This window comes from Nocardia rhizosphaerae, from assembly GCF_042650365.1.
Lineage (GTDB): Bacteria > Actinomycetota > Actinomycetes > Mycobacteriales > Mycobacteriaceae > Nocardia > Nocardia rhizosphaerae.
Genome location: NZ_JBHSBA010000015.1, coordinates 385,975 through 399,767, shown reverse-complemented (window position 1 = coordinate 399,767; position 13,793 = coordinate 385,975). Strand labels below are relative to the sequence as shown.

14 protein-coding genes and 1 pseudogene are annotated in these 13,793 nt (G+C 70.1%); 12 read left to right on the top strand and 3 right to left on the bottom strand.

Annotated features, from left to right (window positions below):
* Window positions 1-2 precede the first annotated feature (2 nt).
* From ACFOW8_RS23990 to ACFOW8_RS23970, 5 genes are read left to right on the top strand one after another with little or no spacing between them, the layout of a single operon-like run.
* Window positions 3-1,586 carry an ABC transporter ATP-binding protein gene (locus ACFOW8_RS23990; protein ID WP_378553712.1) on the top strand — a complete coding sequence of 528 codons (1,584 nt, stop codon included), beginning with the start codon at window positions 3-5 and terminating at the stop codon, window positions 1,584-1,586.
* Complete coding sequence (locus tag ACFOW8_RS23985; protein WP_378553711.1) at window positions 1,583-2,743, top strand: ABC transporter permease; 1,161 nt, start codon at window positions 1,583-1,585, stop codon at window positions 2,741-2,743. The genes ACFOW8_RS23990 and ACFOW8_RS23985 overlap by 4 nt, the downstream gene beginning before the upstream one ends.
* Entirely contained in the window at window positions 2,740-3,666 is a 927-nt protein-coding gene (locus ACFOW8_RS23980) for an ABC transporter permease (RefSeq protein WP_378553710.1), read from the top strand. Before ACFOW8_RS23985 ends, ACFOW8_RS23980 begins: the two co-directional genes overlap by 4 nt.
* Before the next feature lie 30 nt (window positions 3,667-3,696).
* Window positions 3,697-4,677 (top strand): ornithine cyclodeaminase family protein, encoded by a 981-nt coding sequence (locus tag ACFOW8_RS23975; protein WP_378553709.1) that lies wholly within the window; start codon window positions 3,697-3,699, stop codon window positions 4,675-4,677.
* On the top strand, window positions 4,674-5,150 hold the full coding sequence (locus ACFOW8_RS23970; RefSeq protein ID WP_378553707.1) for a nucleoside deaminase: 477 nt from the start codon (window positions 4,674-4,676) through the stop codon (window positions 5,148-5,150). The genes ACFOW8_RS23975 and ACFOW8_RS23970 overlap by 4 nt, the downstream gene beginning before the upstream one ends.
* 153 nt (window positions 5,151-5,303) lie before the next feature.
* Here ACFOW8_RS23970 and ACFOW8_RS23965 read toward each other — a convergent pair whose 3' ends face one another.
* Together ACFOW8_RS23965 and ACFOW8_RS23960 are read right to left on the bottom strand one after the other, a co-directional pair.
* Window positions 5,304-6,584 (bottom strand): RNA polymerase sigma factor, encoded by a 1,281-nt coding sequence (locus ACFOW8_RS23965; RefSeq protein ID WP_378553706.1) that lies wholly within the window; start codon window positions 6,582-6,584, stop codon window positions 5,304-5,306.
* 6 nt (window positions 6,585-6,590) lie between these two features.
* On the bottom strand, window positions 6,591-7,010 hold the full coding sequence (locus ACFOW8_RS23960; protein WP_378553705.1) for a YciI family protein: 420 nt from the start codon (window positions 7,008-7,010) through the stop codon (window positions 6,591-6,593).
* A gap of 185 nt (window positions 7,011-7,195) precedes the next feature.
* On the opposite strand from ACFOW8_RS23960, the gene ACFOW8_RS23955 reads away from it, so the two are divergent.
* The 5 genes and pseudogenes from ACFOW8_RS23955 (at window position 7,196) to ACFOW8_RS23935 (ending at window position 10,869) form a co-directional block, all read left to right on the top strand.
* On the top strand, window positions 7,196-7,978 hold the full coding sequence (locus ACFOW8_RS23955) for a crotonase/enoyl-CoA hydratase family protein (RefSeq protein ID WP_378554653.1): 783 nt from the start codon (window positions 7,196-7,198) through the stop codon (window positions 7,976-7,978).
* A 16-nt stretch (window positions 7,979-7,994) separates the two neighbouring features.
* Window positions 7,995-8,639 carry a LysE family translocator gene (locus ACFOW8_RS23950; protein WP_378553704.1) on the top strand — a complete coding sequence of 215 codons (645 nt, stop codon included), beginning with the start codon at window positions 7,995-7,997 and terminating at the stop codon, window positions 8,637-8,639.
* A 3-nt stretch (window positions 8,640-8,642) separates the two neighbouring features.
* A pseudogene (locus ACFOW8_RS23945) lies at window positions 8,643-9,481 on the top strand (SDR family oxidoreductase).
* 193 nt (window positions 9,482-9,674) lie between these two features.
* Complete coding sequence (locus tag ACFOW8_RS23940) at window positions 9,675-10,169, top strand: helix-turn-helix domain-containing protein (RefSeq protein ID WP_378553703.1); 495 nt, start codon at window positions 9,675-9,677, stop codon at window positions 10,167-10,169.
* A complete protein-coding gene (locus ACFOW8_RS23935; protein WP_378553702.1) occupies window positions 10,162-10,869 on the top strand; it encodes a nucleotidyl transferase AbiEii/AbiGii toxin family protein in 708 nt (235 codons plus the stop codon). Before ACFOW8_RS23940 ends, ACFOW8_RS23935 begins: the two co-directional genes overlap by 8 nt.
* 67 nt (window positions 10,870-10,936) lie before the next feature.
* Here ACFOW8_RS23935 and ACFOW8_RS23930 read toward each other — a convergent pair whose 3' ends face one another.
* Entirely contained in the window at window positions 10,937-11,572 is a 636-nt protein-coding gene (locus ACFOW8_RS23930; protein ID WP_378553701.1) for a TetR/AcrR family transcriptional regulator, read from the bottom strand.
* 132 nt (window positions 11,573-11,704) lie between these two features.
* On the opposite strand from ACFOW8_RS23930, the gene ACFOW8_RS23925 reads away from it, so the two are divergent.
* Entirely contained in the window at window positions 11,705-12,640 is a 936-nt protein-coding gene (locus ACFOW8_RS23925; protein WP_378553700.1) for a metal-dependent hydrolase, read from the top strand.
* A 3-nt stretch (window positions 12,641-12,643) separates the two neighbouring features.
* Window positions 12,644-13,792, top strand: coding sequence for a hypothetical protein (locus ACFOW8_RS23920; protein ID WP_378553699.1), 1,149 nt, complete (start codon window positions 12,644-12,646; stop codon window positions 13,790-13,792).
* Window position 13,793 lies beyond the last annotated feature (1 nt).

Below are 13,793 nucleotides of genomic sequence, written 5' to 3'. Positions count from 1 at the left end.
CCATGAACACTCCCGCGTTGACCCTGCAGGGGCTGGGCAAGAGTTTCGGTGACGTCGCGGCCCTGCACGATGTGGACGTCACCGTGGAATCGGGCACGGTGCACTGTGTCCTCGGCGAGAACGGCGCGGGCAAGTCGACGCTGTGCAATCTGGTCTTCGGCGGCTACCGCCCCGACACCGGCCGGATGACCCTGCGCGGCACCGACTTCGCCCCCGACTCCCCTGCCGCCGCGATGGCCGCCGGGGTGGCCATGGTGCATCAGCACTTCAGCCTGGTCACCACCATGACGGTCGCGGAGAACCTGCTGCTCACCCAGCGGGGCGCGCGGATGCGGCGCGGCGAGCTCACCACCCGGCTCGACGAGATCGCGCAGCGCTACCGGCTGCGCGTCGAGCTCGACCAGCAGGTGTCGACGATGCCGGTGGGCGCGCGGCAGAAGGTCGAGATCGTCAAGGCGCTGCTGCGTGATCCATCGCTGGTCCTGCTCGACGAACCGACCGGTGTGCTCGATCCCGCCGAGATCGACGCGCTGATCGACACCTGCCGTGCGGTGGCCGCCGACGGCAAGGCGGTGGTGCTGGTGACGCACAAGCTCGGCGAGGTGGCCAGGGTCGCCGACGCCGCCACCGTGCTGCGGCGCGGCACCGTGGCGGGCGGCGGGCGGATGTCGAACACCAGCATCGCCCAGTTGCTCACCGCGATGGTCGGCCGCACCGCCGCCGATCTCGACCCGACAGTCGCCGCGACCATCGGGCTCGAGTCCGAGCAGGCACCGCGCACCACGCCACCCACCCCCGGCGCCGCCGCACCCGAGGTGGCTGAGAACCACACAGCCACCCCGGTTCTCGCGGTCGAGTCGGTCACCATGCGCCGCGGCGACGGGAGCACGGCCCTCGACGGCGCGCGGCTGAGCGTGCGACCGGGGGAGATCGTCGGGATCGCAGGCGTCGAAGGCAACGGCCAGAGCGAACTGCTCGCCTTGCTCGCGGGCAGCGCCCCCGCACACGCGGGCACGGTGACACTCGACGGCATCGACATCACCTCGGCCACACCGGCGACCCGGACCCGGCTCGGACTCGGCGTCGTCCCGGAAGACCGCCATCGCGACGCGATGGTCGCCGAGATGACGTTGGCCGAGAACCTCTTCCTCGGACAGCTCGGCCGGTTCCGGCGCTTCGGCCTGCTCGACAAGCGGGCGATGCGGCGTGCCGCGGCCGCCGAGCTGGCCAGGTTCGACGTGCGCGCGGCCGGACCGACGGTGCGGATGGGGTCGCTGTCGGGCGGCAACCAGCAGAAGGTGGTGCTGGCTCGCGAACTGTCCGCGGCGAACCTGCGATGTCTGGTGGCCGGGCAGCCGACGCGCGGATTGGATATCGGCGCTGTCGATTTCGTCCTCGCCCAGCTGCGGCGCGCGGCCGCCGACGGTTGCGGCGTGCTCGTGGTGTCCAGCGAAGTCCCCGAGTTGCTCGCCCTGTGCGACCGGGTCCTCGTGGCCTTCCGTGGTGCGCTGGCCGGACCCGTCGAGACCGCCGATCCCACGGCGGCACACCAGATCAGCGAGTTGATGATGGGAGTATCGGCATGACCGCCACGAAAGTGAAACGCCCGGCGCCGCGGCGGATCGAGCTGCGGCGGTGGGCGCACCAGCCGGTCGTCGTCGCCGTCGCGGCCATGGTCGCGGCGGGGCTGATCGGATTGCTCCTCGCCGCGGCGGCGGGCGCGGCCCCCGGCGCGACGATGACGGCGCTGTGGGAGGGCATGTTCGGCACCGACTACGCCATCGGCGCCTCGCTCAATGTCGCGGCGACCCTGATGCTCGTCGCGGTCGGCTTCACCATCGCGCACCGGGCCGGCCTGGTGAATGTGGGTGGCGAGGGCCAGATCTGCGCGGGTGGCATCGCCGCCACCGCGATCGGCACCACCCTGACCGGCGCGTCGGCCGCCATCACCCTGCCCGCTGTGCTGCTCGGCGCCGCGGCGGCGGGCTGGCTGTGGGCCGCGATCGCCGCTTGGCTGCGGGTCCGGCGCGGTACCAGCGAGATCATCACCACGCTGCTGCTCAACTTCGTCGGGCTGGCGGCGGTGCTGCTCGTCGTGCACGAGCCCGCGCTACTGCGCCAGCCCGTCACCTCCTCGGAGACGCTGCCGCAGTCCGAGCCGCTCACCGCCGCCGCGCATCTGCCGCTGCTCGGGATCGAGCGGTCACCGGCGACCATCGCGCTGTGGATCGCTGTGGCCGCGGCGCTCGGCACCGCGATCCTGTTGCGGCACACCGCCCTGGGCACCCGGCTGCGCGCGGTCGGGCTCAACCCCGACGCGGCGGCCCGGCTCGGCGTTCCGGTGCAGCGGCTGCGTTTCCTCAGTCTCTCCGGCGCCGGCGCCTTCGCCGGTCTGGCCGGCGGGTTGCTGGTGGCGACGGCACCGTTCGTGCTCGCGGAGGGCTTCTCCTCCGGCTACGGCTTCTCCGGCCTCGTGGTCGGCCTGCTCGCCCGTGGTTCACTGGCCGCCGTCGTCGCGGTGTCGCTGCTGCTCGGATTCCTGGTCTCCGGCGGGATCAACCTGCAGCTGGCCGCCGAGGTGCCCGCCTCGACCATCGCCGTCGTCGAGTCGCTGATGATCGTGTTCATCGCCGGCGCCGCGCTGTGGACCAGGCGCAGCCCCCGGTCCGCACCGCCTGCGCCACAACCGGATTCCGCTCAGGCGGGCACCGACACCACCGATCTGGCAGGAGCCCGACGATGAGCATCGACACCGTCACCGACATCGCCACCAGCGGGATCGGCTTCACCCTGCCCATTTTGGTCGCGGCCAGCGGCGAACTGGTCAGCGAGCGCGCGGGCGTGCTGAATCTGAGCCTGGAGGCGATGATGCTCACCGGCGCGTTCGCCGGGGTGCTCGGCACCGTCACCACCGGGTCGCCGGTGCTCGGCGCGCTCACCGCGGTCCTCGCCGCCCTGGTATTCGGTGCGCTGCAAGCGATCTGGAGCATCCCACTGCGCGCCGACCAGATCGTGGTCGGCATCGCGAGCAATGCGCTCGCCCTCGGCGCCACCACCTACGGCGCGCGGCTGCTGCTCGCCGACGGCAAGGGCCACGGCATCGCCGGATTCGACCCGCTGCCGATTCCGGTGCTGCACCGCATCCCCGTGCTCGGCCCCGCCCTCTTCGGGCAGACCGCGCTCGGCTACCTGTGTCTGGCGGTGGTCGCGGCGCTGGCCGTGGTGTTCTCCCGCCGCACGAAACTGGGGCTGGTGATCGACGCGATCGGCGAGGACGCCGTAGCCGCCGATCGCACCGGGTTGCCGGTACGCGCGGTCCGCGCCTGCTGTGTGCTGCTCGCCGCGTTCGCGGCCGGGCTCGGCGGTGCCCAGCTCGCCCTGTCGGAAGTGCATTCGTTCAGCGACAACATGACCGGCGGAATCGGCTATCTGGCCGTGGTCGCCGTGATCGCGGGCCGCTGGCGCGCGCTCGGGGTGATCTGGGCATCGGTGTTCTTCGGCATCGCGCAGGCGCTGCAGTTCGCCCTGCCCGCCCTCGGTATCCACGTGCCGTTCGCGGTGCTGGTGATGCTGCCCTACCTGATCGCGATCGTCGCCGTCAGCGGCCTGGTCGGCAACAGCCGCTCACCGCGCGACCTGACCGTCGCCTTCGCCCGAACCGCCTGACCTGTCCCGCTTTTCCTAGGAGCTGCTGCGTTGACTCTGATCCTGTCGCATTCCGATGTGACCGCCGTCCTCGACCGTGGCGAGGTACTCGCCGCGGTCGAACGCGCCCACGCCGACCTCGCCCTCGGTACCGCACTGGTGCCCGCGCCACCGGCGCTGAGCCTGGGGGGTGCCGCGTTCGTGCCGATGGTCGCCGCCGCCGAATCCACCGGAGCCGCCGCGGTGAAACTGCTGGCCGACCTGCCCGCCAACGCCGGGCGTGGGCTGCCGGTGCAACGTTCGGTGATCGTGGTGACCTCCGCGGCCGACGGTGCCTGTGAGGCGCTGATCGACGGCAGGCTGGTCACCGCGGTGCGCACGGCCGCCGCCAGCGCGGTGGCGACCAAACATCTTTCCCGCCAGGACAGTTCGGTGCTCGGCCTGATCGGGGCAGGCGCGCTCGCCGTCGAGCACACCAGGGCCGTCGCCGCGGTCCGTGCGCTGGATACCGTGCTGGTGTGGTCGCGCACCGAGGCCACCCTCGACCGGTTCCGGGCCGCGGTCGCCGACCTCGGTATCGACGTGCGCGCCATGCCGTCGGTGGCCGCGGTGACCGCCGAGGCCGACATCCTGTGCACGCTGACCCCCTCGCGGGAACCGCTCGTGCGCGGCGCCTGGTTCGGCCCCGGACTGCACGTCAACGCGGTCGGCGCCCCGCCCCGCGCCGACCACCGCGAGGTCGACGGGGAGGCGATGCGGCGGGCGCTGGTGGTCGTAGACTCGGTGCCGACCACGCTCACCAAGTCCGGTGACACGCTGCTCGCCCTCGCCGAGGGTGCGATCACCGAGGCGGCGGTGCGCACCGAGCTGGGCGAGGTGATCACGGGCCGGGCCGCGGGCAGGACCGGCGATACCGACATCACCCTGTTCAACTCCGTCGGGATCGGCCTGCAGGATCTGGCCGCCGCCCGGCTGCTCATCGACAAGGCTCGCGCCAACGGCATCGGAACGGAAGTGGACCTCAGCGCATGACCACACTCACCGAGATCGACCGCACCCATCTGCGCCGCGCCATCGAGCTCGCCGAGGTGGCCACGGCCCGCGGCGACCGCCCGTTCGGCGCCGTCGCCGTCGACCGGGACGGTACCGTCCTCGCCGAAGGTGCCAATGCGGTGACCACCTCCGGCGATGTCACCACCCATGCCGAGCTGGTCGCGATCCTGGCGGCCACGGCCGCGGGCAAGGCCGACGCCCTGCGCGGCTCCACCGTGTACGCCAGCGGCGAGCCGTGCCCGATGTGCGCGGCGGCGATGGTGTGGGCCCATGTGGGACGGATCGTATTCGCCGCCGCGGCAGCCGAATTCGGGCAGATTCTGCCCGGCTCACCGAGCTTCACTCTCGCCTGTGCCGACCTCGTCGCGACGGCGGACGTGCCGGTCGAGGTGAGCGGGCCGCATCTCGGCGAGGAAGCGCTCGCGGTCTTCCGCCGGGCCGCCGCGGGTTGAGGCCGGACCCGCCGCGATCTTCGTCCCTGCGCCGATGTCGCGCGTTGATGCCGACGGAGTGCGCTTGCCCGCCGGAGCGTGCGTTCGCGAGAGCCGCACGCCTCCCGCGGGCCGGGTACGAACTCTGCCGGTCGGAACATCGTCGACACGCCTTCACTCGCCGAGCGCCCGCAGTTTCCGGTCGAGGACGACCTTTTCGCGTTCGTTGCCGCAGAGCGCGACGGCTTCCCCCAGCGCTACGCGCGCTTCGCCGGCGCGCCCGAGCCGGGTGAGCAGTTCGCCGCGCACGGTCGGCAGCAGCGCCGACCCGGCCAGCGCGCCGTCGGCGGCCAGCCCGTCGACGATCGGCAGCGCGGCCGCGGGTCCACGGGCCATCGACACCGCCACCGCCCGGTTCAGCTCCACTATCGGCGAGGGGGCGAGCCGGCCCAGCGCCTCGTAGAGCACCACGATGCGTTCCCAGTCGGTCTCGGGTACCGACGCGGCCACCGCGTGGCATTCCGCGATCGCGGCCTGCAGGCCGTAGGCACCGAGCCCGCGCCCGACCTCGGCGGCCTTGGCCAGCGCGGCGCGGCCCCGCTGAATCGCCGACCGATCCCAGCGGCGCCGGTCCTGCTGCTCGAGCAGCACCGACTCCCCGTCGGGTCCGATCCGCGCAGGGAACCGGGCCGCGGTGAGCTCGAGCAGGGCGAGCACCCCGAACACTTCGGGTTCGGTAGGCATCAGCCGAGACAGCACCCGCGCGAGCCGCAGGGCCTCACCGGCCAGGTCGACGCGGATGAGTTCCGCGCCGCTGCTGGCCGTCGAGCCTTCGGTGAACATCAGGTAGATCACGCCGAGCACCGAGCCGAGCCGGGCCCGCCGTTCCGCTTCGGGCGGCACGGCGAAGGCGACCGAGGCCGCACCGAGCGTCTTCTTGGCCCTGGTGATCCTGGCCTGCACCGTCGCGGTCGGCACCAGGCACGCTCTGGCGATCTCGTCGCTGGTGAGACCGCCGACCACCCGCAGGGTCATGGCCAGCCGCGCCTGTCTGGACAGCACCGGGTGGCAGGCGATGAAGATCAACGCGAGGACGTCGTCGTCGATCTGGTCCGGATCCCACAGCACCTGCTCGGCCACCGGTGCGGTGCCGTCACCGCCGGTCAGCACGCCGCCCTCGGCGAGCGTGCCGGCAAGGGTGGCGTATCGGTCGTCGAGGGCCGCGCGGCGGCGGAACGCGTCGATAGCGCGCCGCCGCCCGACGGTGAGCAGCCAGGCGGCGGGTTGCCGTGGCACGCCGTCGCGTGGCCAGGTCACCAGCGCTTCGGCCAGCGCCTCCTGCGCCAGGTCCTCGGCCAGCGCGAAATCGCCGGTGTAGCGCGCGAGCGCGCCGACGATCCGCGCCGATTCGATCCGCCAGACCGCGGCGACGGCTTCCCTGCCCTGGTGCGTCATCCGGGTTCAGACCTGGCCGGTGGCCTCACGCCAGGCCTTCTCCCGCTTGATCCACTCGTTGTCCTGCGGGAACTCGTCGATCGAGGGCACCCGGCGGATCTCGGTCTTGATGCCGGGACCGGTCATCGGCATCCGCTTGGCCCATTCCACCGCCTCCTCCTTGGAGGCGACATTGAGAATGTAGAACCCGCCGAACAGTTCCTTGGTCTCCCCGTACGGTCCGTCGGTGACCACCGGGGTCTCCGACCCGTAGTCGACGACGACGCTTTCGGCCGCGTCGTCGAGGCCTTCGGCGGCCACGAGCACGCCCGCGCGGATCAGTTCGTCGTTGAAGCGCCCCATCGTTTCGAGCATCTCGTCGAAGTCGACGTCGGCGAACGACGCCATCGCCTCGTCGTTGCTGCGCATGATCAGCATGTACTTCATGGTGTGTCTCCTGTCGGTGATGGTTGTTTCATCCCTAGGTCGAACGACGCGCGCACCGATCGACAACCGATCGAGATATTTTTCCCCGAGTTCTCGCGCAGCCTACGACGCCGCGCGTGCGACGTGATACCTCTCGAAGGGACCTGTCGCGCATCGAGGCCGACAGGCGGAGCTTCGAGGAGTCCATCGTGAGCGCAGTCCTGGTCGAGCGACGCGACCATGTGCTGGTCGTCGTGATCAACCGGCCACAGGCCATGAACGCCGTCGACGCGGCGGTCAGCACCGGCGTCGGGGAGGCGCTCGTGCGGGCCGACACCGATCCCGAGATCCGCGCCGTAGTGCTCACCGGGGCCGGCGAGCGCGCGTTCTGCGCGGGCGCCGATCTGAAGGCGATCGGCCGCGGCGAGAACATCTTCGCGCCCGGACACGAGGACTGGGGTCTGGCCGGCTATGTCCGCCACCCGATCAGCAAGCCGACGATCGCCGCGGTGAACGGTTTCGCGCTCGGCGGCGGGACCGAACTCGTGCTGGCCAGCGATCTGGCGGTCGCCGCCGAAACCGCCACCTTCGGCCTGCCCGAGGTGGCGCGCGGCCTGTTCGCGGCCGCCGGTGGCGCCTTCCGGCTGCCCGAGCAGCTACCGCGCAAGGTGGCCATGGAGATGATCCTCACCGGCGAGCCGGTCACGGCGGCGCGGGCACTCGAAGTCGGCCTGGTCAACCGGGTCGTGCCGGCCGAGCAGGTACTCGACGCGGCGCTCGCCCTGGCCGAGCGGATCGCGGCCAACGCACCGCTGGCCGTGCAGGCGAGCAAACGTGTCGCGCTGGGCCTGGTCGACGGCAGGATCGACGACGATGCCGCCTGGGACCTCACCCACCGCGAGATCATGGGCGTCGCCCGCACCGCGGACGTGCGGGAGGGCACCCTGGCCTTCGCCGAGAAACGCACGCCCCGCTGGCAGGCCCGCTGACCGTTAGGCTGCGTTGATGGTCTCCGCGCACAGCCTGCTGGCCTTCGCCGGTCTCGCGTTCGTCCTGGTGCTGATCCCCGGCCCGAGCGTGCTGTTCACCATCGGCCGGGCGATCACCGTCGGCCGTCGCGCCGCGCTGCTGACCTTGCTCGGCAACGCGGCCGGCGTCTACGGGCAGGTCGTGGCGGTCGCGGTGGGCCTCGGTGCCGTGGTGCTGGCCTCGGCGACGATCTTCACCGCGGTCAAGCTGGCCGGTGCCTGCTATCTCGTCTGGCTCGGCGTGCAGGCCCTACGGCATCGCCACGACATCGCCGCCGATCTGACGGCGGGCGCGGGCGGGGGCGGCCGCGGCGCTGGCGCCGCCGTGCGCGACGGCTTCGTCGTCGGCCTGACCAACCCGAAGACCATCGTGTTCATCGCGGCCCTGCTCCCCCAGTTCGCGGATCCCGCAACAGGTTCCGTGGTGGCCCAGATGATGGTCCTCGGTGCCTGCATCCCCCTGTTCGGGGTCCTGCTCGATTCGGTGTGGGCGCTGGCGGCCGGGGCGGCCAGGGATTGGTTCGCCCGCGCGCCCCACCGGCTGGCGGCTATCGGCGGTACGGGCGGGCTGGTCATGATCGGGCTCGGCACGTCCCTGGTCTTCACCGGCCGTAAGGAGTAGCCGATGCGAATCATCGTCCTGGGCGCCTCCGGTTTCGTCGGCAGCGCGCTGCACGCGCACCTGGCCGCCGAACACGACGTCATCGGGACGAGCCGGGGCGCGCCCGGCCTCGTCGCGCTCGATCCCGCCGATCCCGCCGCGGTGCGCGCGCTGGTCACCGACCGGGTCGACGTGGTGGTCCACGCCGCCGGAATCGTGGATCTGGCCGCGGCGCAACGAGATCCGGAAGCAGCCTACGCGGCCAACGTCGCTCCCGTGCCCACCCTGCTAGACGCCGTCGACGACGCGGGCGCGAAACTGGTGTACCTGTCCACCGACAATGTCTTCGACGGCACTGCGACGCCTACGACGAGACCTCCCCGCCCTCCCCGATCAATGCCTACGGCTGCACGAAGTCCGCGGCCGAGCAGCGCGTCCTCGAACGCGACCGCCACCTGGTGATCCGCCTTCCCCTCATGTACGGCCGCAGCCCGCGCTCGAACAAGTTCCTGGCCCGCTTCACCGAGCCGGTCATCGAAGCGCGCACCGACATCATCGGCACCCCGCTCTACCTTCCCAGCCTGGCCCCGCTCCTACTCGAAGTCCTCGACCACCGCGGCGTGATCCACCTCGCCGGCCCCGATATTCTCAGCCGCTACGACCTGATGACCCGCGTGCGTGATCATCTGGGCGCACCCACCCGCATCGTGCCGATCGACACCGACACCACCACCCCCGACTGTCCCCGCCCGCGCAGGCTGATCCTGCGCAGCGTTGCGCACCCGCACACCGGCCCCGCTCTCGACACCGCCCTGGCCGATCTCGGCGCGGCGGGCGGGTCTCACCTGTTTCGAGTGAGGTGACCGCCCGCCGCCGCGAATACGGTCCGGGTTGTCACAAGTTCATACCGACTACGGCTTCCCTGTCGTCGGCAACTGGACTTGACCACCGCCCACCTTCCGCCCCCGCTGCCGATCCGCGCCAGGTTTGCGAGCTGCGGCGCGGACGGAAGTATCGACCGGCAGCCCGGCCAGTGTGTCTAGAATGAGAAGCACTATGCCTGCCGCAAGTCCCGTTTTGGGGGATCCCGCCCGCGCCGACCTCGCGGAACTCGGCGGGATCCTGCGTGCGCGACGCCAGAATCTCGGCATCAGCGCCACAGCGGCTGCCGAAGCCGCCGGCGTATCCCGCGTCACCCTGTATCGAATCGAGCGCGGCGAACCCTCGGTCACCATGGGCGCGTACCTGAACGCGATCTCGGCACTGGGTCTTCGCCTCGACCTCGGGCCGCCAGGACCTCGCCAGGTCCAGGAGGCGCCGGGCACACCATCCCGATCCGATGGCACCTCGACCATCCGCATCGGCGACTATCCGCAACTACGCGCGATCACCTGGCAACTCGCGGCCTCGACCGAGGTCACACCGAAAGAGGCGCTCAACCTGTACGAGCGCAACTGGCGTCATGTCGATCACGCGGCGATGGACGCGCGGGAGAAGGATTTCGTCGACTACCTGGTCGATACCGTCGGTGGAGGGCTGCTGCTTGTTTGAGCGCGAGCACCACCGCCACATCGCCACGGTCCTGCAAGCCCTCGACGCCGAGCTGCTTCGCAGCAATGGGTGTCTCTTCGGTGGTGGGACCGCCATGGCGCTGCGGTTCGGTGAGTATCGAGAATCGGTCGATATCGACTTCCTGGTCTCCGATCGCGACGGCTACCGCGCGCTACGCCAGCGCGTGACCGGGCAGGCCGGGATAACGGCGTTGGCACGGCAGGGAGCGGTTTTGAGCTCGGCCCGTGAGTTGGTGGCCGATAGATACGGCATTCGGACTGCTGTCCGAGTCGATGATGTCGCGATCAAATTCGAGATCGTCCTCGAAGGCCGGATCGTGTTGGATGCCCCCAGCAGTGCGGACCAGCTGTGCGGGGTCGCGACGCTGACTCCGGTCGACATGGCCGCCAGCAAGTTGCTCGCCAATTCCGATCGCTGGGCCGACACCTCCGTCTACAGTCGCGACCTCATCGATTTGGCGATGATGTCGCCATCCCGTGATGTCTTACGGATGGCGACTGCCAAAGCCGCCGCGGCATACGGCGACAGCATCGTCCGGGATCTGTCCAAAGCGGTTCAGAGCCTGCGGGACCGGCCGGCCCGGCTCGACCAGTGCATGCGAGCCTTGGAGATCACCACGATCCCCAAGGCTGCACTGTGGCAACGAATCCGGGCGTTGTCTCGACTGCTCCCCGACTGAGCCGAGGTCGGCGCTACGAAAGCGCGCTGTCCCGATCCGATGCACCCCGGACCATCAGCGAGGGCGACTATCCGCAGCCACGCGAGATCACCCGACCGCTCGCGGCCTGCGCACTGATCGCAGTCCCCATCCACCGCCACAGATACCGGCGCAACTCGTCGTCGGACCGTGGCGGATCACCCGGAGACAAGAAGAAGGACTGCATCGTCCGTAGCGCGTATTCGACGAGGTCGCGCAGGGCCGCCTCGTCGTAACCGTAAGCAGTCCAGTCGACGTCGAAGCGGCGGATCATCGTCATGCCGAAGGCTTGGGCCTCGTCGGAGGTGAGGCTGTCGGGGTGGGCGTTGGAGTAGGAGCTCGACAGCAGGATGCCGAGGTGGGGGGTGCGGCGGACTTCGGTGAGGGTGTAGACGACGGCTTCGATCATCGCTTCGGCCGGGTCGTGCAGGCCGGTGACGTGGGCGGTGAGCCGGTCGAGGAAGCCGTCGACGGAGGCGATGGCGGCCGCGGTCATCAGGGCGTCGGCGCTGGGGAAGTACCGGTAGACGGTCTGGCGGATGACGCCGAGTGATTCGGCGACGTCGGCGATGCTGATCTCCGCGCCGGTTCGGCCGATCAGCTCGACGGCGGTGGCGATGATCCTGCGGGTCGCCTCCGCGTCGTCCGCCGGCGGACTGCCACCCCATCCACGTCTGCGCGCCACCGGGTGGACGCTAGCACAACCCCAGGTCACGGCGAATTCCGCGAAAGTGATCATACACATGACGGCACATTCGTATGATTGCCTCATCACCCGAGCGGCAGGCGCACGCCCGATACAACGAGGTACTCCACCGTGACCGACCTTCATGTCCGCAAGATGGACTTCGCCTTCTCCGATTACGACGTGCCGTTTCTGTGGAATCCGCAGAACCCGGCCTTCTCCTCGATGGCCAATGCCGTCTCGTTCCTGGCGATCGGCTTCGAGAAGATGATCGTGCAGCTGATCACCCAGGCGAAACCGCAGATCACCGACCCCGAGGTGGCCGAGGAGGCCGACGCGTTCATGCGGCAGGAGGGCCAGCACTCCACGGCCCACCGCCAGCACGTGAAGGCGCTGATCCGCCGCTATCCCGGTCTGCAGCAGACCCTCGACGCCGTGATCGCCGAATTCGACAAGCTCACCGCAAGCACTCCGGTGAAGTACCGGCTGGCCTACACCGCCGACCTCGAGGCGACCTTCACGCCGGTGTTCAAGCTGATGCTCGACAACGACGCTTCGTTGTTCGCGCCCGGTGACGACCGGGTGGCCTCGCTGTTCATCTGGCATTTCGTCGAGGAGGTCGAGCACCGCAGTTCCGCGCTGATCATCTTCAATTCCGTCGTCGGCAGCGAGCTGTACCGGATGCGGGTGGCGCCGTCGATCTTCCGGCATGTACTGCAGGTGATCCGGGTGGCCTGCGCCGGCTTCAACGAGCATGTGCCGCTGGCGGAACGGCAGGTCGACGCGCTGTCGATGTTCGCCAACTACCGGCGCGGGCAGACGCTACGCAAATGGCTACCGGGTTTGCGTCCCGCCGACAACGGCTCCATGCCCCGCGCGTTCGACGATCTCGGGACAGGTGAGCAGCTGGTCGCGCTGGCCGGCATCATCCGCAGCCAGCTGCCCCGGCACAATCCCGCGCACGAGAATCTGCCCGCGCTGGCCGACGAGTGGTTCCGTCGCTACGACGAGGGCTACGACGTGACCCGGTGGTACACCGCCGAATCCGCCGGCGCCAGGGAGAACTGACCGATGGCTGAGCACTGCGCCCCCACTTTCGCCGACCTGGCCACCCAGCTCGGGTTCTCCTGCGCGGAAGCCGGTGGGCTGGTCGAGTTCCGCAACCCGTTCGCCCTGGAGAACTGGACACTGCCGGTTCTCGAGGTCACCATCGTCGTCGGCGCGGTACTCGCGCTGTGGTTCGCGATCGCCCGGCTGCGGCGCCTCGGTGACCCTACCGACCTGGTCCTGTGGTTCGGCGCGACGGCCTACCTGTTCGTGATCGAGCCGCCGCTGTACTTCCCGGCCGCGTTCGGCATCGAGGACCACGTCGACACGATGTTCGCGCACAACGTGTTCACCGTCGACTTCCTGTGGGGACGACTGCCCCTCTACATCGTGGCGATCTATCCGCTGATGGCCACGATGGCCTTCGGCATCGTCCGGATGCTGGGCATCTTCCGCCGCTACGGCGTGCTCGTCGGCGCCGCCTGCGTCGGGTTCGTGCACCACGCGTTCTACGAGATCTTCGACCACCTCGGCCCGCAGCTGCGCTGGTGGGAGTGGTCGGTGGACAATCCGCTCAATCAGCCGATGTTCGATTCGGTGCCGATGGGCAGTGTGGTGGTGTTCGCCGCACTGTGGCCGATGTCGCTGGCCTGGTGCGTGCAGTACTTCGTCGGCCGCCACGTCGATCAGGGACGCGAGTTCACCGGGATCGAACTGGTCTGGCGCACCGTGGTGATCGGCCTGCTCGCCTCGGTGGGCACCTTCCTGCTGCCGCTGCCCGCGACGGCGCTCGGCTACAGCAGCGACACGGTGCGCGGGGTGATCTACGGGCTCGAGCTGCTCGCGCTGTCGGTGGTCGCCGCGGTGGTCATGGTGCGCCAGTGGTCCGAACTGCGCAGGGGCGCACCGGGTCCGGAGTACACGAACCCGTTCGTCCAGCGGTTCACGATCGTCTATCTGGTGGTCATGGCCGGGCTCTGGCTCACCGCCCTGCCCGCCTTCTTCGACGCGGTCGACGGCAGGACGAGCAACGGTGACCCGATCGGCAATCTCTGGTACACCCTGGCCTGCTTCGCCGTGGCGACCCTATCGGTCGTTGCCACCTGGACCCTGCCCCGGCCGGCCCATCCGGCAGTGCGGCCCGACGCGGCGGACAGCACGGTCACCAGCTGAT